Source organism: Rothia sp. HMSC069C10 (genome assembly GCF_001812205.1).
Lineage (GTDB): Bacteria > Actinomycetota > Actinomycetes > Actinomycetales > Micrococcaceae > Rothia > Rothia mucilaginosa.
This window is the reverse complement of sequence record NZ_KV808303.1, coordinates 19,953-40,826: the sequence shown is the minus strand read 5'-3', so window position 1 is coordinate 40,826 and position 20,874 is coordinate 19,953. Positions and strand designations below refer to the sequence as shown.

The window sequence follows — 20,874 nt, the reverse complement described above, 5'->3', positions numbered from 1 at the left end:
TGGATCGGTGTTTTGTTCAGCCGGTGCGGCGGTTTCAGCTCTGACTAGGCGGCTTTCCAGGTGACGTACTTGTCCTTGTCGTATTCGTCAGTCACCTGCGGCTGCTCGGTGGGAACCCACAGAGCCCAGTCGCCGTTGTGCCATTCCAGGGTCGTCTCAAAGTAACGGTAGGTACCTGACGGGGTCTGAAAGAGAACGCGGATAACTGCGCGTTCCGGGGTGTACGACATGTAGCGGTACCCCATGATACGAACCACGGTGCGGGTCTTCGTGTCCTGCAGGCGGTTCTTGGTGATTTGCTCAGCGCCGGGTCCGATGACGGTCGGCATGTACGCTTCCGGGCTGTCATTAACGTGGATGACCGCCCACGCGGCTGCGTATAGGGCACCCTGTGCTGAGTGCTCAAAACAGCTGCGAATAGGGGACTCTACAACGGGTCCGGCAGTCTGCGAGACGGGTCCGGTCCATCCTGATTCGGTGGTTACCCACTGGGTGTCTTTCGGGGCGGTATTCAGGACGGTCTTGTCTGCGGATGCGCCAGCACCGCACGTGCCGGGCTCAATCACGACGCCGGGTTTAGCTTCTAGGGTTTCCATGGGGGAGGCGCCTCCTCGCGGCACCCACAGGAGGGTGAGCCCGAGGAGTAGCAGGCCAATGATGTAGAAGAACCCGATGAGCGCGCGGGGAATGGCTGGACCTGATGCGGTGTTATATGTTTTCACGAGTCTCCAATCGTGTCTTCCCGGCGGTGGGTTATAGACTGAGCCAGCCCCTCGGCGCTGGGGGCGGTGTTTACTGGTTGAGAGTGAGTGGAGACAGCAGAGCATCCCCAGGTAAGGTGCCCGCCTTAGGAGGCGGAATCACCGGCTACTGGGTGCTCTCATATGAGCGTCAAAAGATACCCTAGCATGCCTGCCGTCAGGGCGCTGAGCGAACGGTCGTTCTCTCATGAAGAGAGAGCGCGAAACAGGAAAAGGCGAACCTCTAAAGGTTCGCCCTTAAAGCGTTATGAGGCGCTACCCTACGGGGAACACGCCTCATACCCATGACAAGGTCCACGGCTTCGGCCAAACAGGCTTCCCCCCGCAGCCTCACCCTTTCCCCTCCCTACACAGAAAATCTGATAGGAACTCACCACTTACATGATGAGCAGCACGGTAACTTGCGCAGAGCGTACGAGATGAGTTTTAACTTGTACCTCAAGGTTACCAAGCACGGGAAACTCCGGCAACGCGGTTGGTCACGCCAGGATTCCTACTAGAGGCAATACCCGCCGACCTTCAGTACAAGAACCGGCGGCTACTCAGCAATCGCCTGCGCCAACACCTCGGCAAGGCGTGCGCTCCTGCCGGTGTCCTGGCCCTCAAAACGCGCCTCCACGAACTCATCACGCAAACCCGCCGTCACCGCAAAAGCGGCAGGCACCAGACGGTACCCGGCATGTTCAGCAAGCTGACTGAAAAACACGAACTGGGTGCGCGTATTGCCCTCACGGAACGCATGCACCACATTCAGCTCATTCCACAGCTCAGCATACTCACGCACAAACTCCTCACGAGAAAGACCCGCCAGGTAGTTCTTAGCCGCCAACCCGCGGTAGAGCCGGTTCGCCTGCTCCAGCATCGGGTCACCCGCCGGGAAATACCGGTGCCCCTCCTTGCTCATGCGCGGATCCCAAAAACTGGGGGCGGTACGCTCCTGACCAGCCCACTCGTACACGTTTTGGAAGAGGAACCCGTGAATCGCCTTCATATGCGCAAAATCGAAATTGCCGCGGATAGGCTGCTGAGCCAGCAAGAGCATGCGACCGCTCACTTTAGACTCTTCGAGCTGCTTGAGCTTAGCGGCGTCAGTTTCACCGTACGTTTTTTTGGGGCTGGTGAAAAGGTTCCGGAGGACGCGCGTTCCGGGGATGTAGTAGTCGCCCCACTCGTAGTGCTTCGCCATTACGCATCACCCATAATGTGCCGGGTAGTAGCTGCATCGTACTCTTCGAAAGAGATTTCGTGGTGTGCCAGCTGGCGCAGGAGCTCCTGGAGGTGAGGGTCGGTGATGACGTGCCCTGCGAGGTTCATGCCAGCCTCAACGAACTTCAGTGCCTCTTCGGGGCTCATGGAGCTGTTGGAGTTGTCGGTGCGGTTGGTTGCTGTTGACATGCTTTCCTCCCTTGGAGATTTACCGTGTAGGTTTGGTGAGGGGAACGCGATACAGAAATACAGAAATCTGTGTATGCGGTTTTCTGTACACGCGGCTTCCGACGTTGGAAGCGCCCAGAACCAGAAAAGGCTGAACAGAAAAGGCGAACCCGGTGAGAGCCCGCCCTTAAAGCGTTATGAGGCGCTACCCTACTGGGACCACGCCTCATACCCATGACAAGGTCCACGAATTCGGCCACATAGGCTTCCCTTCGTAGCCCCATCCTTTCCACCCCCTACTCGGAATAAGATCCGGTAGGAACTCACCGTACATGGCAAGCAACGCTACACAGCTGCAGAGCGTACGAGACAGGTTTTAACTTGTACCTCAAGGCTACCAAGTACGGGAATCTCCAGCAACGCATACGGTCATTTTGGCGGTGCCCTCCTCAGAATGACCGTGGGCAGTGCCTGTTTTCGGCCCCTGGGTTAGGCTGGAATATACGAGGTGCCTCCCAAGGGTACGGGTGAGGGCCCGCACTAGCAGTCGTAATCCATGCATGCGCGTGGTATATCGGTCGTCACCGCAGCGAAGACTAACGAAAGGACCCATTTGATGGATCGCATGCTGATTGTAGGCGTCAATGAAATGGCGCGTTTCTTGGGTATGACCCCCGCGGGTCTGCTCCGCCGAGGCGAGCTGCCCGAGCCTGATTTTATGTCGCACAGTAATAAGAGAATTTGGTTGCCGGCGACCGCGGAGGCGTGGAATACCGAGTACACGAGCCGCCCCGAATTTGGGGAGTGGGGTCGCCGCCGACGCGAGAAGAAACAGGCAGTGGAAAAGCCTGCCGACTAGGCAAAACTTCACCTCATAATAAGTAGCTTAGAGGGAGCGCGCCCACGAAGTAGTGGGCGGCTCCTGCCACCAGCTATCCACCAACCACACCTGCGAGGAGAACACTCATGGGAGAGTATTTTGACCTTCCTGACCGTTACCCAGATTTGTTTGAACAGCTCAACGATAAGCAGAAGCGAGGTATTACTCAGACTCTTGCGTCAGCGTGGCTTGATGGCTACGAACATAGTCGCGAAGAGATTGCTCGTCTTATTGATTTAGAGCTAGGTCGCATCAGTTGGGAAGAGTACCGAAAGCAGATTTTGGAACACGCTCTCGCCCTCAATAAGCAGAGGTCGCAAGAAGCAAAATCTTCCGCCAAACCCAACGAAATTGAGCAGTACCAGCCCGTCGACTACCTTCCGGAAAGGGGATAACCATGGAAGACAGCACCCCCGACTTTGAGGCGCTCCACAAGTACCTCGTAGACAACAGCTCAGAGGTCTTCACCCCGCTTATCGAGGCCGAAGAAGACGACGAAAAACGCCGCTTCTACCTCGCCCTGCAGACCTACTCCCTGCAGCAGAAGCAGCGCATCGTTCTCGCTGACGAGAACTTCGTCGTCTAAGCCGTTTAGGCAGTCTAAGGAGCCGCACATGAAGCCCCAATACATCATCATCGGCGGAGTCAACGGAGCCGGTAAGAGTACCCTCTACCGCACCAACCCGCAAATTTTCGGTGCCACCCGCCGCCTCAATGCCGACGAGAAACTCCGCGCTGCAGGAGGCGACTGGCGCAACCCCGCCGACGCCGCCCGCGCCATGCGAGACACTGTGCAGGACCTGCGCCAAGCGCTCGCGGCCGGTGAGTCCATCCACCAGGAAACCACCCTTGCGGGTAACGCCAAATCCTTCCAGAACCTCATCGACCGTGCCCACGCCCAAGGGTACGAGGTGACCCTACTGTACGTGACGCTCAACAGCGCCGACACCGCCGTGGACCGGGTCGCCGCCCGAGTCGCCAAGGGCGGGCACGGTGTTGACGAGGCAGATATCCGCCGCCGCTACGACAGCTCCCACGCGAACCTGCAGGTGCTCGCCTCCTCTGTGGACATCCTGCGGGTCTTCGACAACACCCGCTGGTACGAGCCGGTGTACTGGCGTGCCTGTTCAAAGGTGTTGCTCGACGAGCCGAGATACGGTCTGCACCTCAGCTAACCGTCACCTCCCACCCTCACAACCCAGCCGTGAGGCCGACCTGTGAAGGTCAAGAAAGGAACATACAGTGTCAGATCATTTTGACCTGCCCGTCCGCTACCCCGAACTCTTCGAGTCGCTCACCGAAGAGCAGCGCCGCAACGTCATGCAGCCCCTCGCCTCATCCTGGCTTGAGGGTGACAACCCCACCCGTGAAGATGTTGCGCTACTCATCGACTACGAGCTTGGGCGAATCACCGCGGAAGAATACGACCGGCAAGCACTAGCGAAGGCGCTCGCCTACCAGGTGCTGACAAGCCAAAACGCGGGTCAGCAGAGTGCAGAGGAGGGCGAATAACCGTGAGTCAGCAGCAGAACTGGGCGGCGTACTTCTACCCCGAACCCCACCAGCACGTCATGCGGAACAAGCCGGGTATCAAGGACCCCGCGGCGCTTTCGCTCTACGAGCACCGCATCATCACCCGACGAGGCTACGAGCTCACCAAGAACCCCGAGCTCATCGCCCACACCTTCGACGCGGAGCACCTCAAGGCCATTCACCGCTACCTCTTCCAGGACGTGTACGACTGGGCGGGGGAGTACCGCACCGTGGACATGTCCAAGGGTGTGAGTGCTTTCGCGAGCGTTCAGGACGGGCCTTTGAGCATTGAGCGGTACCTCGACTACGTTTTCGCCACTAGCCGTGCGACTGACTGGGCGAGCCTGAACCATCAGGAATTTGTGGAGGCTGCCGCCGCGATTTTCGCGCACCTGAACCATGCGCACCCCTTCCGTGAGGGTAATGGTCGTGCGACCCGCATTTTTATGGATCATGTGGCGGCGCGTAGTAATTTCCGGTTCGATTATGCGCGTGCTGGCCGCCGCGGCTGGAACCAGAGTTCCATGTTTAGCGGCCCGGATCGCGGGTATTTTGAGGTGCACCCGGAGGAGCTGCATCAGCTGTTCAGCATCATTACTGTGCCGCGTGACGCCTAGTCACGCGACTAATTACATATTGGGCAGAAGAACATAGTTATATATTCAGCTAAGTGAGGCAATAGTGAATCAAATATCAATTCTTGAATTGGGCAACAGCCTGGAAGACACGGTTACTCGTGTATCCCACACCCACGAACGAGTTGTCATAACTAAAAATGGCAAACCTGTTGGTGCTCTTATCTCCATCGACGATTTATCTCTTCTAGAACGCCTTGAAGACGAACGTGATGTTCACGAGGCTGCAGAACTGCTGGCAAGGACTAAAACAACCATGCCGTTCGCAGAATTTGTGGAAGCCCTGGAAGCCGATATCGAATCCGAGAACACGGAAGATAAATAACAGGGCGGATACCTGATGAGGGCATTAAAGCGCGGATGTCCGCCACCTTATTGGTAAGGCGGCGGGTTTTCCCTGTATGCGCGGGGATGAGCCCGACAGACACGCTTATATGTTGGATTTTGGTCACATTATTGTATATTTGTCCCGTACCCAATTTCGGTGCATGCCCGAGAAGGCAGCATCTCAGCCGACGTTGGCTGTTCATTATAGACTGCATCACACAGTGCTTACATCGAATTTGGCTCGAGTTGTGAAGTCAATGGGGGATCTTCAAGAGGCGGAGCGACTGTTCAGAGAGGCCATCGCGATGGACCCAGAGTTCGCCGAATACCACCAGGATTTCGCGTCGTTCTTGAGCGATATGGGCTGTTTTGAGGAAGCAGCGGTAGAGGCAGGACGCACGGTTGAGCTCGAACCGAGCATAGATGTCCAGGTAGCTCTCAACGACCTCCAAGCCCGTTTTCCGAACGACGAACTTATTAACGAAGCCGTACATCTGAACTCGAATACCGAATGACTGGAAACATAATGGTGATTAATCACAAGCGACGGGGCGAAACACAGAGCGCTGCTCCTTGCCTGCATCTGAGAGACATGCCCATCGAGCACTTGTATGCGCGCTATCAAAGGATAGCGCGGGACCTGCCGAGACGGATTCGCTGGCTTGCTTTGATATTCGCGCCAACGAGCACGAGTTTCACCGTCTTCACCGCTGGCCTACTGAATGTTGCAGGGGCTCTGATGATTACGGCAGGTATCGGCCGGGTAACGTCAGGTGAGAGGACCCCAGGCAGTGCTATTTGGTTACTCATCTTCGCTTTCCTAGCTGAAAGCCTAGGGTACTGGGTGAAGGAACGCCAAGAGCTTATTCTCACGATCGCGGTTCGACAGCTTACATACCGCCGTTTCCGGGACATCTTTGGTAGGTCCCATCCGCCGGAAGCTCACGGGCATGTTCTCACATACCCAGGACAGATCAGCCAGTTTGCCTTCGTTGTTGATTTCGCCGTTTCAACCGTTCAGATTATTGCCTTTCTCGCGGCTTCGCTCGCGCTATATGGTGCAAGCGGCGCCATCGCTGCGTTGCTCATCACTGGATTGGTATTCGTCAGCGTCCGTCTCATCAACTTGGTGGGCCGACTATGGGAACAGTACGTCGCTCTAGAGGGAGAGCGTAGGCAGTGGATCCAGCGTGTAGCAAACGCGCTGCCTCGAGGGCAAAGCATCCCCAGCTGGGGTACCGCCCTGGATAAGGTCGCTAGCATCCGAAACACCGAAGAGCATCTTCTGCGCAGACGGGTCCCGCTGCAGGTCCTGAATGGATTCCTTGAACGGGGAGCACTAACTGCGGTGCTCGCTGTGGTTGCGGTTCTCGGCGCGTGGCTCTGGCCATCCGCTCGTTTCGGTATTGGAATTATTTTGGCAGCCCGCTACCTGTACGCAGCGGTGCAGAACAACATCGTAAACTATCGGGTTATTCGGCTCGCTGTGCCAATGATGCGTGAGCTCGACAAGCTCGAGTCGTCTCCAAATTGCACGGTTAAACAGCAGGACTGGGTGGGGCGGCCTTCAAATTCTAGAGAGGTGCTTGCAGCTACGTCTGAGCGCGCTGAAGCATTGCGCACATCCGTGACCACCCCCGATTCTGCTTTCGTACCACGCAACCCGGAAATGTCCCATCCGGTGTTGTCAGCGTGGCGAGCTTCTGCTTCGCCACATCAGGTATCCCGGTTCACTAGCCTCGCTTTAGGTATGGGGCTCACTGAGGATGTGATTGGGCGGTTCTGGCAAGACGCAACAACCTTGTCGTCAGGAGAGAGACACCGTGCTGCTGTCGCTATCGTTTTGGCAGACAAACCGGACTGGCTAATCTTGGACGATACGTTCGCAGCGCTTGATCCTGTAACACGAGAAGTGGTTGCCGAGAGGATCTTAGAGTGCGTGCCAACGTGCACACTTCTGGCAAGCTCGGAGGAGTACGTACCAAGTGCCTTCACCCCCGGCAATGATGCGAGGGTAGACCCTCTTGAGTTGCAGGCTCATAGCCCCGGGGCAGCTAAGGAAGCAGATGCTGGTTCGACGGATGTGAGCGAGGGACAGGACCTTCCTGACCCTGAGCCGAAGCGTGCCACATTCCGACGATCGGCCCTGTTGTTGTTTGGACCGCATTTGGTGTGGATTACGTGTGGCGCCCTACTCTTGAGCGGATCCGAAGTTGCTTTTGCATTGACGATTGCTCACAGTGATGGGCTGTCTGCTCAGGTTGCTGGAGTGTCAGCTGCTTGCGCACTGGCAGCAATTGTTGGGTCCGTCATGTTCTTTGGCCCGCTCTACTGGGCTCCCATCGCTAGGCTGAGCGATTTGCACGACCGGGTTATACGCAGGCTCGATCGATTCGCTAGTCCTAGAACAAGCGGTGCGGTCATGGGGCGGATGGGTGAAGACTTCTCCGACCTTCAGATGTCGGTGCCTAGCGCCCTGGGTTCGGTATTTATGGTCATTCTACAGACCTTTATGCTCGTCGGAGGCGCAGTGGCCGGCGCCCCGCTGTTCATGATCGTTGTGTTGGCGGTAGCACCCCTAGCGATCCTTGCTATGCGTCAGGGTTCAAAGTGGATTCTCCCTGCCTCGACGACGGCTGCCAATCGCCGAGGTGACTTCATCGGGGTGGCTGGTGCCCAGGCTGGCTTACACGCTGCGCCCGTCAGTGCAGGGCTGCGTCGGGCTGGAGAAGAAGCCTACGCTCATTCGGAGGCTGCATACGTCAGTAGCTCGATTCAGTTGGCGAACGCCTACGCACTGCGTACGGGACTGATTCAGTTGCTTGTGTTGTCACTGAATGTTTCTGCAGTGGTATTGGCACTGATGGTCGAAGAATCGAACTCAGTGGTTACTCCCGCGGTCGTAATATATTTTGCAGTAACTCTGTCATCTGGTATCCAATCTACGGTGGAGACGCTGCAACAGGTTGGTGTAGTCAGCTTGACTGCGGAGCGTGTTCGGATGCTTGAAGAGTACCGGGCCGACCGTTCTTATCCGCCCGTGCGGTCTGCTGACCTGGCTCTGCTTGAGAGTGTTCTTGACTCTGGGTGTTCTATGGTTGCCTTGATTGGACCAACTGGCGCGGGGAAGTCCGTCATGCTTGATGCTCTATACCGCCGGTATCCCCAAGGCGAAGTGGTAATCGTACCAGATATCGATCCGTTCGCATCTGAAGCATCGAATTCGAGCGGGCTCATGCTTGCGCGTTCCGTATTACGTGAAGGCGCTGCCCGGCTTGTGTTGCTTGATGAGACCTTGAAGGCTCTCACTCCCTCAGAGGAGCGCGCTGAGCTCGAATCGATGGCGTGCGCTATCGAGGGCAGTGACAAGCAGGTTGTGATTGTCCTTCACTCGCGCTCTAACCTTGATTGTTTCAAAGAAGTGGTGAATTTAGATGCGTGAGCTGACCCAAGTACTACGTTTTTCTCCAAGAACTAACGAGGACGAAATGCGAATCTATAGGGCAAACCTATAGCCTGGACCGATTCGTCGGTGGCACTTCTGAACGAGTACGGCGCCACACTGTGCACACCCGCCCCTCCTGCACCCGATAATGCCTCTATACCACCCCTCGTAAAAACCCCCGTTAAAAACACAGTCGGGGCCGTCTCGCACGCAGGCTCGAAAAGTGCGAGAATGGAGCAGAAAAGAAAACTACGAAAGAGATACTTTCATGCTTATTCTCGTTGTGAACGCTGGTTCTTCCTCCCTGAAGTACCAGGTGCGTGACACCTCCCTGCCCGAGGCAGAGCAGATGCTGACCTCCGGCCTCGTCGAAAACATCGGCACCGACGTGCCCAACCACGAAGTCGCATTCGACATCATGTCTGAGAAGCTGGAGCCCGTCCTGCACGGCCGCGAGCTGCAGGCAGTCGGCCACCGCGTGGTGCAGGGTGCAGAGAAGTTCACCCACCCCACCCTGCTCACCGAGGAAGTTGTCCAGCAGATCGACGACCTCTCCCCGCTGGCACCGCTGCACAACCCCGCACACGCTCAGGGCATGCGCGCAGCAATGCACAAGTGGCCCTCCCTGCCGCAGGTTGCAATCTTCGACACCGCGTTCCACTCCACCATGCCTGAAGAAGCATGGCGCTACGCAATCCCCTACGACCTGGCTGACAAGTACAGCATCCGCCGCTACGGCTTCCACGGCACCAGCCACGAGTACGTCTCCCACGTTGCAGCTGACATGCTCGGCATTGCACGCGACGAGTTCAACGGCATTGTCGCTCACCTCGGTAACGGCGCGTCCGTGACCGCTGTGAAGGGCGGCAAGTCCGTCGACACCTCCATGGGCTACACCCCGCTGGCTGGCCTGATTATGGGTACCCGCTCCGGCGACATTGACCCCTCGGCACTGACCACCATCCTGTCCCGTGAGGGCATCGACGGTGCCCGCCTGGACACCATTCTGAACAAGGAGTCCGGCCTGCTCGCACTGGCTGGCTCCAACGACATGCGTAAGGTCGTTGAGGCTGCACAGTCCGGTGACGAGCGTGCACAGCTCGCACTGGACATGACCTCCTACCGCCTGATGAAGTACATTGGCGGCTACAACCTGGTTGTTGGCGGCGCGCAGGCACTGATCTTCACCGCAGGTATCGGTGAGAACTCCGGCGACTTCCGCAAGCTGGTCCTGGACCGCCTCGGCGCTCTCGGCATCAAGTACAACGAGGAAGAGAACGCTAAGCGTTCCCCCGAGCCGCGCGTGATTTCCACCGAGGATTCCGCTATCAAGGTGCTGGTCATCCCCACCAACGAGGAGAAGGCTATCGCTGAGGCTACCGAGGAACTCGTCAAGAGCCTCTAAGCCCCACGCACCCCGCCGTGTAGGCGGCTCAGCGTAAAGTAATCCGCCGTAGCGTCCCGTCATATGGGTGCTGCGGCGGATTTCTTATGCCCGCAAGGCGGTGCGCCCCCTGCACTGTGTGTCCCGGAGTCTCTGCACTGTGCGCCCCGGCGCTGTGTATTCCGATACTGTGTATTCCGGTGCTGGGGCGTGCTGTAGCGTCGCGAATGGGCATTCTATGAGAAAAAGCGCATTCACATTCACTAGTAAGTGCCCAAAAACGATAGAGTGGAATCAGATAACACTCGATACGAAGCGGACGAGACATGACTCAACCCCCTGAAAACCACCAGCAGCCCGGCGGGCAGTTCAACGCCCAGCCCGGCCAGCAGGCATTCCACGCCCCCGGTGAGCCCCTCCCGCAGGACCTCTCCGCCGGCTGGCTCCCCGAAGACGAACGCCAGAAGCCGGTCAGCCCCCTGCCCCAGCCGAAGCTCTTCGCCTACCAGTCGATGCTGCCGCCGAAGGTGCTGCACGCGCTGCGTCACCCCTCCGAAATTCCGTGGCTGGTCGCCGCCTACGCCGTCACCGCGGTCGGCTACATTGTGCTGTTCATGGCGCTGGCTGACCTGTTCAGCTCGATGATGCGTTACGTCTTCAGCTCAACCGGTGAAGGCTCGGTTCGAGTACCTTCCGGCAGCACCTCCGCAAGCCTGGAAGACCTGATTTTCCAGACGGTTGGTCTGCTCATCCTGGGCCCGATTGCCGTCTTCATCGTTCGTGCAATCTACTACGCACAGCAGCGTGTTCACGGTGTGCGCATCACCCCGACCCAGTTCCCCGAGGCGTACCAGATGCTCGCCGAAGCAGCTGAGGCTGCGGGCCTGCGCCGTGTGCCGGATGCGTACGTCATCCTCGGTAACGGCACCATGAACGCTTTCGCGGCAGGTCACGGTTTCCGCCGCTACATCTGCCTGTACTCCGACCTGTTCGAAATCGGTGGTAAGTCCCGTGACCCGCAGGCGCTGCGCTTCATTATTGGCCACGAGGTTGGCCACATCGCCGCAGGTCACGTCGGCTATTTCCGTCTGATTTTCACTACGCTGTTCAACCAGATTCCGGTGCTGTCGAGTGCGCTGTCCCGCTCGCAGGAGTACACCGCCGACAACTTCGGCTACCGCTTCTGCCCCGAGGGCGCTGAGGGTGCTGTCAAGGTGCTTGCGGCGGGTAAGTACCTGAACAAGCAGGTCAACTTCGATGAGCTTGCCGACCGTGCGGTGACCGACCGCGGCCTTGCCGTCTGGTACGTGAACCTGCTGGCAAGCCACCCCATTCTCACCTGGCGTGCGCACGCGCTGCGTGACCGCACCCAGCCCGGCCGCCTGTTCTGGCGTCCGACGGAGAACCCGGTCAAGGAGACCGCACCGCGCGTTCCGGTTCTGATTCCGGCGTCTGAGCCGGTACACATGTGGCCTGACCCGATTCAGTCCACCGAGTTCATGCGTGAGCACCAGGACGCGTGGGCTGACCACACCCTGGAGACCGTGGACGTGTACCCCAAGCCCGAGAACGCCCCCGAGTTCGACGCGAACTCGACCCTGTTTGCTGGCTGGCTCACCGAGCAGGCTCGTGCCTTCCACGGCCAGCGTTGGGATGCGTACGCAGCCGCCGGTGGCATGCCGGCACCGGGTGCTCCCGGTGGCCCGCAGGCGCCCGCACCGGGTCAGCCGTCTTACGGTCAGCAGCCCGGCTTCGGTCAGCCTGCCGCTGGCCAGAACGGTGCAGGCCAGAATGGTGCAGGCCAGCCCGCACCTGAGCAGCCCTCTGCCGGTCAGCCTAATGGCCAGCCCGAGCAGTATGGTTACGGCCAGTACGGCAACAACTCCTCTGAGGGCGGCTCGTACGGTTACGGCTTCGACGGCGACAAGAAGTAGCCGCTGAGCCTCCTCTGACCGCCTCATCTGAGCCGCACAGCTCAATAACCTTTCACGAACCCGTCGGGGTGCTAAGGCACTCCGGCGGGTTCGGCTGTTAACCGCCTCCTGCGCACTCCTGAGCATCCCGTGTGACCCCCAGGTGAGAAGATGCGCCCGCCCCAGCATCCGCCGCGGGGTGCGGTCATAGAATGGAAACCATGCTTTCATCACTTCGCTCCATCAAACTCGACCCGCTACTGACCATGCTCATTACCGCGGTCATCCTCGCCATTATCGTGCCTGCGCGCGGCGACTTCGCCGAATGGTTCAGTACCGGAACGAAGTTCGCGGTCGCCCTGCTGTTCTACCTGTACGGCGCCCGCCTCTCCACCGCGGAGGCTATTCGCGGCCTGACCCACTGGCGTCTGCACCTGATGATTTTGAGCTGCACGTTCGTGCTGTTCCCCCTGGTCGGTTTGGCGCTCTCCCCGCTGCGTTTTGTGCTCGGTGATGGGCTGTACATGGGCATTCTGTTCTTGACCTTTGTGCCCTCGACCGTGCAGGCTTCTATCGCGTTTACCTCGATTGCGGGCGGTAACGTGGCGGCGGCGATTGTGAGTGCTTCGCTCTCTTCGATTGTGGGCGTGGTGGCGACCCCGCTGCTCGCCATGCTGCTGATGAACACGGGGCATATTGAGTTCTCTGGAACGGTCTTCCTGGACATCGCCATTCAGCTGTTCCTGCCGTTCGTGCTCGGTCAGTTGACGCGCCGCTGGGTGGGGGAGTTCGCCAAGAAGCCGACGACCAAGTGGCTGGATAAGTTCTCGGTCATGATGATTGTGTATTCGGCGTTTTCCGCCTCGGTGGTGCAGGGTGTGTGGACGCGTGTGGCGTGGTGGCAGATCGTGCTGCTGGTCGTGCTCATGGCGATTATTGTGGTGTTCATGCTGTGGCTGACTGACCAGCTGGCTAAGCGTCTGGGTTTCAACCGTGCCGACCGTATTACGATTCAGTTCTGCGGTTCGAAGAAGTCGCTGGCGGCTGGTCTGCCGATGGCGATCATTATTTTTGGTGCGGGCTCGCTGGGTCTGATGATGCTGCCGATCATGATTTTCCATCAGGTTCAGTTGATGATTTGTACCTGGCTTGCGGGCCGCTATGCGCGCCTGGATGTGGTGGGTGCCGCCTCCGCGAAGGAAGTTCAGTAGGGGCTTGAACCCTATCTGCTGGGGTGCTCGCCAGGGTGCCTAGTGGGCTCTCTGGCGGGTGCTCTGCGGTTCTCTGGTGGGCCTCGCCGGGTGCTATTGGGGACCTTTGAGCCTGTGAGATAAGCCTCTGATGAGGAGTTTTAATGGGTTCTTTGAGTCTGGATGACCTGCCTGCGAAGTGATATAGCGCGCATTCATCGAAAAACTCTCTGACTAGTGCATTTGTGTGCAAAATGTGGTATTTGTACTGGTCAGTTGGTTTTCTGTGGGTTATGTGCACTCTATTGCATCAAAGTGACCGGCGAGACAATCAACACTATCGGGTGTTGAGCGGTGAAAAAGCCCCAATTTTGCCCTAGAATATTTTGTCGATGGGTTAGACAGATTTGCATCCTGTATGCAAGAATTTATGACTCATGTGGGAATGGTTGAGATTCACTCCCTCACACCGCCCACGAGCGTTGATGCAGCGGATTCACTCCCCGCCCGCATCCCACACCGGAAGAGACTCACTCCCTCAACCGGAAGGAAGCTCAAAACCACTTATTCACTCAAACACAACTGGATACACTCAGCTTAATGACGCGCGTAGAAGACACTATCTATGCGCTAATCGCTGTTCTGTATCCGCCAAGAAAGAGGACACTCCATGGCTACCATCATGAGCGTGAACGTATGCGATTCCAAGTACAACGCTGACCCCACCGGCGTACGAGACTCCACTAGTGCTATCCAGAAGGCCATCGACGACGTTGCTGCCCAGGGCGGCGGCTCCGTGGAGATTCCCGGCGGCATGTACCGCGTCTCCTACCCCTTCATCGAAATGAAGCACCGCGTCGAGATCTTCGGCCACGGTCAGGCAACCCGAATCGTCGCTTTCACCGACAAGGGTATTCCCTCCACCAAGAACGGTAGCTACGAATGCACCGGCGTTTTCCACACCGGTAGCTACACCACCCCCATGAGCGGTGGCACCAACCAGAACAAGCCCATGCGTATGGGCGTGCGTGACCTGTTCATCCGCACCAACAAGTACAACCTGCCGCTGGATTCTAAGAGCAACCAGATTTTCCTGGAGAAGCATACCCAGCCCGTCGACAACGTTGCAGGCGTCATCTTCCACACCCGCATTGCGGACGCTAACCCCGGTGAGCCGGACGCAGTGCCCACCCTGTCCAACATCGAAATCTGGGACACCGCCATTGGCGTTGCGATCCTGGGCCTGGACGACCAGGGCATGAAGATTGACAAGCTGCGCATCCGTCAGACCCTGCGCCAGGGCCTGCTCGTCGGCAAGCCCGTTGGCCACCCGCTGCGCCGCCGTGAGGGTGACACCCCCGGCGCAGCAGATAACAAGTTCTCCATGATTGACGTCTCTGACGCAAACATGAGCTACGGCACCTTCGCCGGTATTGAGATTTACACTTCTCAGTCCAAGTTCGAGGCGTCCACCAGCTGGTTCAACAAGCGTAACCAGGGTAAGAACGCCCTGTACGAAGTGAAGACCCGCCACGTGGGTGCAGGCTGGTTCATTCAGGGCACCCGCAACATGTTCATTGGCTGCACCGCCCAGGAGAACGCCGGTCACGGCTGGCTCGTGGAGTGGGGCAACAACCAGTTCATTGGCTGCCTGGGCGAGTCCTCCAGCTTCCAGGATGCTGTTACCGGCGCTGCTCGAGGCGACGAGGCGGCGAACTGGTACATTGGCCGTAACGCACGCGGTAGCCGCTTCGTGGCTCCTCGTTCGCACAACCCTTACAGCTGGGCGAAGGCTTCCCTGTACGGTTTCTACATTGAGAACAACATTCGCGATATGCACATTACGACTGCGTCCGCGAAGGATGACCGTATTGGTGAGAACAACATGATTGGCCGCCGTGTTCACGTGACCGGTGCTATGGGCGATAACGTGCTCATCGAGGTGGATCATATTCGCCACGCAACCTTCGCGCCGAAGCAGCTGGAGAAGCGCGGCAACGGCGTGTTCATGGGCTAACCCTCAAGGGTTAGGCTCTGCGAGCTGAGGCTCGTGATCACAAAATCTTAAAACGTATACGCCTGAGGGGCGGGGAGTAATCCCCGCCCCTCAGACGTTGAAGTTTTTAGTTCCAAAGATTGCTGGGTAACTTTTTTGGCTATTCCCACTACCGAACGCAGCTTTTCTGGGACGGACAGCCGTTTCAATAAGCAAAGATACAAGTGACACATTGCCTACATACAACGGGGTTCAGATTCCTTGATGTGGTGCTAGTATTTAGCTGATTCACTCAACATGTCGTTCTCACATCACCGATTTCTGGAGAGTAACATGACCCCCCTCCCTCGCCCCCTCAAAGCATTGGGGGTAGCAGGTATTGCCGCATCCTTGATGCTGGCGCCCCTCCCCGCACATGCGGAAGGGAACAACCTCTACCGCAACCCCAGTAAATTTTATACTGGCGCAGTTAGTGACTGTCTCCTGGATAAGCAATACGGACGCGGCCAGATAGCAGATATCTGGGCATATTGTAATGGCTTGATTTCTACAAACGTTTACGAAATTCCCAATAGTTCTGCCAGCAGAATGGACGTTATCGCTGCTTTATACCGTCTAGCAGGATACCCTGAAGTCAAAAACCTACCTGAAGTATCCCCATACGCAGACGTGGAGACCTATGAGCCCACCTACCCTCTTGCTATTTGGGCATCACGTGAGGGAATTACAAATGGTTGGTCTGATGGCAAGTTCCATCCCGATGATCGTGCAACTACCAGCACCGTTATCGCTTTCCTCTACCGTGCTGCCGGTAGCCCACAAAAGCTGTGGTACCGCACATGGGAACATTACAACTACGCAGCTAAAGATATTACCCCCATCGGAAAACCTTTCTGGAAAGAAACTTCCTGGTACACCGTAGCTATCGCTCCGTACCCCAAGGTGCCTGTTAATGAAAACGAACCGGATAATCTCAAGACCGCTAAACCCACCACCATCCTTGACAGGAGGACGGTATATTCAATGATTCGAGATTTTCATACTTCCGGGTACCAGGTTGTCGGAACCCACAAATAAAATACGACGCATACGCTTGAGGGGCGGGGATTATTCCCCGCCCCTCAGTTGTTTAACCCGCACCCAAAACAGCCGAAAAACCGTAGAAAAACGGGGCAGGGGAGCGGGCATCACAGTGCCCGGTCATCGCCTCCACACGCTCAATGCGGTACCCTTGAGCAGAAGGCAGGTCTGCCGGTGCACAGACCCACACACGCCAAAACACCCGCAGAAATGCGCCCAACACACCGCACCACACAAACTCAACACTGCACCCACGCAGCACCGTATTCACCGCATACTGCCGTATTCACTCAATTCACTCACCACGCCGCCTTCAGCACCGAACGCGGTACCCATCGAAAGAATTGAGCCACTCATGCCCGATACGCCCATGAGCATCAACGCCATCAACTACGGCGCAGACCCCACCGGTGCCAAAGACTCCACCGCAGCCATCCAGCGCGCCGTTGACGCTGTCGCCGCACGCGGCGGCGGATCCGTAGAACTACCCCGCGGCATCTACCGCGTCTCCTACCCCTTCATCGATATCAAGCACCGTGTCGAAATCTTCGGCTACGGCTCCTCAACCGTCGTCATCGCGCACTCCGACCGCGCCATCCCCACCACCGCCAACGGCCACACCGAATACACCGGCGTGTTCCACGTCGGCAGCTACACCACCCCCGTCTACGGCAACTACAACGCCAACAAGCCCATGCGTATGGGCGTACGCAACCTGCACATCCGCACTAACGCCGCCAACACCCCCATCAGCAGCTACCCGCTCGATGCGCACACCACCCCGCTGAATAACGTCGCCGGCGTCATCTTCCACACCCACCTGACCGGCGACATGCTCAACGAACCGGACATCGTGCCCGTTATCGCCGGCGTGGAAGTCTGGGACACCGCCATCGGCGTTGCCGTGCTCGGCCTGGATGACCAGGGCATGAAAATTGACGACGTGACCATCCGCCGCACCCTCAACCAGGGCCTGCTGCTCGGCAAACCCGCCGGCCACCCCCGCCGCCCCAACGAAGGCCAGAACTCCGGCGCGGCAGACAACAAGCTGCGCGGTATCGACGTTGCCGAGGCGAATCTCAGCGGCGGCTCCTACGCCGGTATTGAGGTGTACGCGGCGCAGGCTAAGTTCGAGAACTGCTCCAGCAACAGCAACCACCGCACCAGCAACAAGAACGCCCTCTACGAGCCCGCCACCCGCCACGCTGGCGCAGGCTGGATCGTGCAGGGTGAACGCAACATGTTCATCGGCTGCACCGCACGCTCCAACGCGGGCCACGGCTGGCTCGTTGAGTGGGCGCACAACATCTTCATCGGATGCGAAGCGGAAGGCTCCAGCTGGGCTGGCACCGTCAGCGGCGCCGCCCGCGCCGACGAGGCCGCCAACTGGTACATCAGCCGTAACGCGCGCGGTACCCGCATGGTCGCGCCTGTCTCCTACAACCCCCCGGAGAAGCCCGCCTCCCTGTACGGCTTCTACATTGAAAACAAGATTTACGACCTGCGCATCACCGAAGGCACCGCCAAGGACGACCGCATCGGTGAGGGTAATATGCTCGGCCGCCGCGTGTACATTACTGGCGCAATTGGCGCAAACGTGGTCATTGAGGTTGAGGAACTGCGCCACTCCACCTCGCCCGCCGGTCAGCTCACCAAGGAAGCTTATAACGTGATGCGCGGTTAGTAGAGACTGACGGCAACTGACGGCAGCTAGTAGACACGCCCGAACCGGTCCAGGACTTTCCTGTGAATCGTGAGGGAGGCGCGTGTGCCCTAGTGGGCGCGTTATACCACCACATGTCGGCTAAGAATCAGGGCAGCTGCGAATGGAATATGTACCATTCGCAGCTGCTTTGTCGTTTAGAACAATGTTTAATTTTTAATTGATAAAAGTCTCAATTGAATATTGAATAAAATATCAATATGTACTTTAAACTTTCTATGGCGGTGTAAAACAGTCCATTCACTGTGTACCACCATAGCCGTGCGACAGTATGTGGAACACGCACATCATTGGTGCACACCAAAACCGCGTATCGCCGCACGTTAGCCCCTATTCATTGCCGCTTCTCACTATTCCTCAACGACCACTATCCTTCCCCTTTTCTTATTCGCTCCATTGGCGACCCCGCGGTCGACCCAAAAATCGGTTCCTTCCGGCCGGTTCCCAACCACAATTACATAAGGACAGCCCATGCTTCCGGTTATCTCCCGAGCACTCACACCCGCTCCCCGCGCACGCCGCACTTTCGCCCTCACTCTCGCACTCGTTCTCGGTGCCGTACCCGTCACCTCCGCGGTGAGCGCACAGCCTGCCGCCAATGCTGCAGAAGCCCACGCCGCAAAACCCGCAGTGAACCTGCAGCTCGTCATCAAGGCAGAGCAGCCCAAGGATGACCCCAGCTACGTCGAATGCGTCGCCAACTTCCTCGGCACCATGAGCGCCACCCCCGGCGTGTGGGCGGTCTGCCACGGCTACCTCGACAGCGAAGAATACACCGTCACCCGCCGCCACAGCGGCGCAAACGTCACCCGCGGCCAGCTGGTGCGCATGCTCTACCGCATGGCGGGATCGCCGACCGTCAAGAACCTGCCCAAGACCTCCCCCTACAAGGATGTGGCAACCACTAACCCGGACTACCCCGCCTACATCTGGGCGGCGGATGCGGGCATCACCTCCGGCTGGGATGACGGGCTCTTCCACCCGGACGATTACGCCACCCGCCACACCCTCGCCGCGTTCCTGTATCGTGCCGCAGGTAGCCCCGACGGTGCCGCACGCCTGCGACAGATCCGCCGTCCACTACGTGCCGAAGTCAAGAAGACTGAACAGTTCAAGACCGAAAACCGCTGGGCAGCCCGCACGCTCGGTGCCTACCCCGAAGCTGACCGCGACGGTGACGGCGCGGCAGACGTGGTGAACCCCGCCAGCCCCCTGTACTTCTCCGATGCCCTGTACATGCTCAAGGCGTACGGCGATAAGGGTCTGAAGGTTGTGGGCACTCCCGTCGTTGATTAGGAATCCGCTGACTAGGAGTAATGCCGACTAGCTTTAGCGCTGACTAGATTCAGTGCTGACTAGCGCATATATTCACCGCCTGCCGGTGCGACCCGAAGGTTGCGCAGGCGGGCGGTACGCTGTTCCGGGTGCTGTGCTGTTCTGGCAGGTTGCGAACGCCCATGCCGCCGCGCAATCGCCCCCGCACAATCGCCGCCACGTAATCGCCGCCGTGCAATGAAAGGTGCCTGGGCTGCACGCTAAGCTAGAAGGCATGAAGATTGCCACCTGGAACATCAACTCAATCCGCGCCCGCGAAAACCGCGTCGAAGACTGGCTCGACGAACACGAGGTCGACGTGCTCGCCCTGCAAGAAACCAAAACCAAAGATGAAACCTTCCCCTTCGACCTCTTCGAATTTATGGGCTACGAGGTTGCGCACTTCGGCCTGAATCAGTGGAATGGCGTGGCAATCGCCTCCCGAGTTGGCCTCGAAGACGTGCAGCGCGGCTTCGATAACCAGCCGCACTTCGGCAAGCCCGGCGAGCCCGAGGCGCTGGAGGCGCGCGCTATTGGTGCGACCTGCGGCGGTGTGCGTGTCTGGAGCCTCTACGTGCCCAACGGCCGCGGCCTGACCGACCCGCACATGGACTACAAGCTCCGCTGGATGGAGGCGCTGCGTCAGAACGTGCACAACGAACTGGCGGCTAACCCGCAGTCGCAGCTTGCCCTGGTCGGTGACTGGAACGTCGCCCCCGAGGATGCCGACGTGTGGGATATAGACTACTTCCTGCGCAACGAAATGACCCACGTTTCCGAACCCGAACGCCGCGCTTTCGCCGCCCTACTCGAAGAGGGCATGGTGGACGTAGTACGCCCGCACACTCCGGGCGAGTACACCTACTGGGACTACCAGGCGGGCCGCTTCACCAAGGATGAGGGCATGCGCATTGACTTTCAGCTGTTCTCGCCCGCGCTCGCCGCACGCGTGGAACGTGCCTGGATCGATAAGGTGGAGCGCGCCGGTGAAGGCGCAAGCGACCACACGCCGGTCGTGGTTGAGATTGCCGACTAATCCGAGCGTATAGCTTGCCGTAGAACCGCGTGCAGTAAGGAGGCGGGGGAGGGGCCCCTCGCCTCCTTGCTGTATCTGCTGGTGCTTCTGTCTCTGGGCTTCTGCCAATATTTCGGGGTTTTCTGTGTGGCTTAGTTGAAAAGTTCGGCTAGCCGAACTATTGTTAAATTCCGCCCGGGACGACAGGCAAAAGCGCATTATGATGCCTGCGCAGACACAACCGTGTCCCTAGCGTCCCGGCGCGGCAAAATCCACACATCAACCACATACTCAAACCCGTGAC

General features: G+C 58.3%; 20 protein-coding genes. 17 read left to right on the top strand and 3 right to left on the bottom strand.

What is annotated here, in order from left to right; all coding sequences use genetic code 11:
* Positions 1-44 precede the first annotated feature (44 nt).
* The 3 genes from HMPREF2842_RS06600 to HMPREF2842_RS06590 form a co-directional block, all read right to left on the bottom strand.
* Positions 45-722, bottom strand: coding sequence for a DUF8175 domain-containg protein (locus HMPREF2842_RS06600; protein WP_070643621.1), 678 nt, complete (start codon positions 720-722; stop codon positions 45-47).
* Positions 723-1,299: 577 nt separating this feature from the next.
* A complete protein-coding gene (locus HMPREF2842_RS06595; RefSeq protein WP_070643618.1) occupies positions 1,300-1,947 on the bottom strand; it encodes a Fic/DOC family protein in 648 nt (215 codons plus the stop codon).
* Positions 1,947-2,156 carry a hypothetical protein gene (locus tag HMPREF2842_RS06590; RefSeq protein WP_070643614.1) on the bottom strand — a complete coding sequence of 70 codons (210 nt, stop codon included), beginning with the start codon at positions 2,154-2,156 and terminating at the stop codon, positions 1,947-1,949. Before HMPREF2842_RS06590 ends, HMPREF2842_RS06595 begins: the two co-directional genes overlap by 1 nt.
* Before the next feature lie 595 nt (positions 2,157-2,751).
* Between HMPREF2842_RS06590 and HMPREF2842_RS06585 the strand changes: the two genes are divergently transcribed.
* From HMPREF2842_RS06585 to HMPREF2842_RS06505, 17 genes are all read left to right on the top strand, one after another.
* Positions 2,752-2,994 (top strand): hypothetical protein, encoded by a 243-nt coding sequence (locus HMPREF2842_RS06585; RefSeq protein ID WP_070643610.1) that lies wholly within the window; start codon positions 2,752-2,754, stop codon positions 2,992-2,994.
* A gap of 107 nt (positions 2,995-3,101) precedes the next feature.
* Complete coding sequence (locus HMPREF2842_RS06580; protein ID WP_070643605.1) at positions 3,102-3,410, top strand: antitoxin VbhA family protein; 309 nt, start codon at positions 3,102-3,104, stop codon at positions 3,408-3,410.
* A gap of 2 nt (positions 3,411-3,412) precedes the next feature.
* Positions 3,413-3,601, top strand: a complete 189-nt coding sequence (locus tag HMPREF2842_RS06575; protein WP_049347110.1) for a hypothetical protein — start codon at positions 3,413-3,415, stop codon at positions 3,599-3,601.
* Positions 3,602-3,629: 28 nt separating this feature from the next.
* A complete protein-coding gene (locus HMPREF2842_RS06570; RefSeq protein ID WP_070643602.1) occupies positions 3,630-4,190 on the top strand; it encodes an ATPase in 561 nt (186 codons plus the stop codon).
* Between the two features lie 67 nt (positions 4,191-4,257).
* Positions 4,258-4,527, top strand: a complete 270-nt coding sequence (locus tag HMPREF2842_RS06565) for an antitoxin VbhA family protein (RefSeq protein WP_070643597.1) — start codon at positions 4,258-4,260, stop codon at positions 4,525-4,527.
* Between the two features lie 2 nt (positions 4,528-4,529).
* On the top strand, positions 4,530-5,165 hold the full coding sequence (locus HMPREF2842_RS06560; protein WP_070643596.1) for a Fic/DOC family protein: 636 nt from the start codon (positions 4,530-4,532) through the stop codon (positions 5,163-5,165).
* 64 nt (positions 5,166-5,229) lie between these two features.
* Positions 5,230-5,508: a type II toxin-antitoxin system Phd/YefM family antitoxin gene (locus tag HMPREF2842_RS06555; protein WP_200963648.1), complete on the top strand. Its 279-nt coding sequence runs from the start codon at positions 5,230-5,232 to the stop codon at positions 5,506-5,508.
* A 163-nt stretch (positions 5,509-5,671) separates the two neighbouring features.
* On the top strand, positions 5,672-6,025 hold the full coding sequence (locus HMPREF2842_RS06550; RefSeq protein ID WP_141752188.1) for a hypothetical protein: 354 nt from the start codon (positions 5,672-5,674) through the stop codon (positions 6,023-6,025).
* 77 nt (positions 6,026-6,102) lie between these two features.
* Positions 6,103-8,952, top strand: coding sequence for a hypothetical protein (locus tag HMPREF2842_RS06545; protein ID WP_246823222.1), 2,850 nt, complete (start codon positions 6,103-6,105; stop codon positions 8,950-8,952).
* A gap of 271 nt (positions 8,953-9,223) precedes the next feature.
* On the top strand, positions 9,224-10,360 hold the full coding sequence (locus HMPREF2842_RS06540) for an acetate/propionate family kinase (protein WP_070643582.1): 1,137 nt from the start codon (positions 9,224-9,226) through the stop codon (positions 10,358-10,360).
* A 305-nt stretch (positions 10,361-10,665) separates the two neighbouring features.
* Positions 10,666-12,273 carry a M48 family metallopeptidase gene (locus HMPREF2842_RS06535; protein WP_070643577.1) on the top strand — a complete coding sequence of 536 codons (1,608 nt, stop codon included), beginning with the start codon at positions 10,666-10,668 and terminating at the stop codon, positions 12,271-12,273.
* Positions 12,274-12,464: 191 nt separating this feature from the next.
* A complete protein-coding gene (locus HMPREF2842_RS06530) occupies positions 12,465-13,463 on the top strand; it encodes a bile acid:sodium symporter family protein (RefSeq protein ID WP_371260003.1) in 999 nt (332 codons plus the stop codon).
* 649 nt (positions 13,464-14,112) lie between these two features.
* The gene (locus HMPREF2842_RS06525) at positions 14,113-15,459 is read left to right on the top strand and encodes a glycosyl hydrolase family 28-related protein (RefSeq protein WP_070643570.1); all 1,347 of its coding nucleotides are present in this window, start codon (positions 14,113-14,115) and stop codon (positions 15,457-15,459) included.
* Between the two features lie 312 nt (positions 15,460-15,771).
* Complete coding sequence (locus tag HMPREF2842_RS06520; RefSeq protein WP_070616278.1) at positions 15,772-16,515, top strand: S-layer homology domain-containing protein; 744 nt, start codon at positions 15,772-15,774, stop codon at positions 16,513-16,515.
* Positions 16,516-16,873: 358 nt separating this feature from the next.
* Positions 16,874-18,202 (top strand): glycosyl hydrolase family 28-related protein, encoded by a 1,329-nt coding sequence (locus tag HMPREF2842_RS06515; protein WP_070616279.1) that lies wholly within the window; start codon positions 16,874-16,876, stop codon positions 18,200-18,202.
* Positions 18,203-18,712: 510 nt separating this feature from the next.
* Positions 18,713-19,537, top strand: coding sequence for an S-layer homology domain-containing protein (locus tag HMPREF2842_RS06510; protein WP_070643566.1), 825 nt, complete (start codon positions 18,713-18,715; stop codon positions 19,535-19,537).
* A 253-nt stretch (positions 19,538-19,790) separates the two neighbouring features.
* Positions 19,791-20,591 carry an exodeoxyribonuclease III gene (locus tag HMPREF2842_RS06505; protein ID WP_070643563.1) on the top strand — a complete coding sequence of 267 codons (801 nt, stop codon included), beginning with the start codon at positions 19,791-19,793 and terminating at the stop codon, positions 20,589-20,591.
* The last annotated feature ends 283 nt before the right edge of the window (positions 20,592-20,874 follow it).

Coding starts and splice junctions, on each gene's coding strand:
- HMPREF2842_RS06525 (WP_070643570.1), top strand. CDS start 14,113: ATGGCTACCATCATGAGCGTGAACGTATGCGATTCCAAGTACAACGCT.
- HMPREF2842_RS06515 (WP_070616279.1), top strand. CDS start 16,874: ATGCCCGATACGCCCATGAGCATCAACGCCATCAACTACGGCGCAGAC.
- HMPREF2842_RS06580 (WP_070643605.1), top strand. CDS start 3,102: ATGGGAGAGTATTTTGACCTTCCTGACCGTTACCCAGATTTGTTTGAA.
- HMPREF2842_RS06510 (WP_070643566.1), top strand. CDS start 18,713: ATGCTTCCGGTTATCTCCCGAGCACTCACACCCGCTCCCCGCGCACGC.
- HMPREF2842_RS06570 (WP_070643602.1), top strand. CDS start 3,630: ATGAAGCCCCAATACATCATCATCGGCGGAGTCAACGGAGCCGGTAAG.
- HMPREF2842_RS06505 (WP_070643563.1), top strand. CDS start 19,791: ATGAAGATTGCCACCTGGAACATCAACTCAATCCGCGCCCGCGAAAAC.
- HMPREF2842_RS06585 (WP_070643610.1), top strand. CDS start 2,752: ATGGATCGCATGCTGATTGTAGGCGTCAATGAAATGGCGCGTTTCTTG.
- HMPREF2842_RS06520 (WP_070616278.1), top strand. CDS start 15,772: ATGACCCCCCTCCCTCGCCCCCTCAAAGCATTGGGGGTAGCAGGTATT.
- HMPREF2842_RS06535 (WP_070643577.1), top strand. CDS start 10,666: ATGACTCAACCCCCTGAAAACCACCAGCAGCCCGGCGGGCAGTTCAAC.
- HMPREF2842_RS06540 (WP_070643582.1), top strand. CDS start 9,224: ATGCTTATTCTCGTTGTGAACGCTGGTTCTTCCTCCCTGAAGTACCAG.
- HMPREF2842_RS06590 (WP_070643614.1), bottom strand. CDS start 2,156: ATGTCAACAGCAACCAACCGCACCGACAACTCCAACAGCTCCATGAGC.
- HMPREF2842_RS06550 (WP_141752188.1), top strand. CDS start 5,672: ATGCCCGAGAAGGCAGCATCTCAGCCGACGTTGGCTGTTCATTATAGA.
- HMPREF2842_RS06530 (WP_371260003.1), top strand. CDS start 12,465: ATGGAAACCATGCTTTCATCACTTCGCTCCATCAAACTCGACCCGCTA.
- HMPREF2842_RS06595 (WP_070643618.1), bottom strand. CDS start 1,947: ATGGCGAAGCACTACGAGTGGGGCGACTACTACATCCCCGGAACGCGC.
- HMPREF2842_RS06575 (WP_049347110.1), top strand. CDS start 3,413: ATGGAAGACAGCACCCCCGACTTTGAGGCGCTCCACAAGTACCTCGTA.
- HMPREF2842_RS06545 (WP_246823222.1), top strand. CDS start 6,103: ATGCCCATCGAGCACTTGTATGCGCGCTATCAAAGGATAGCGCGGGAC.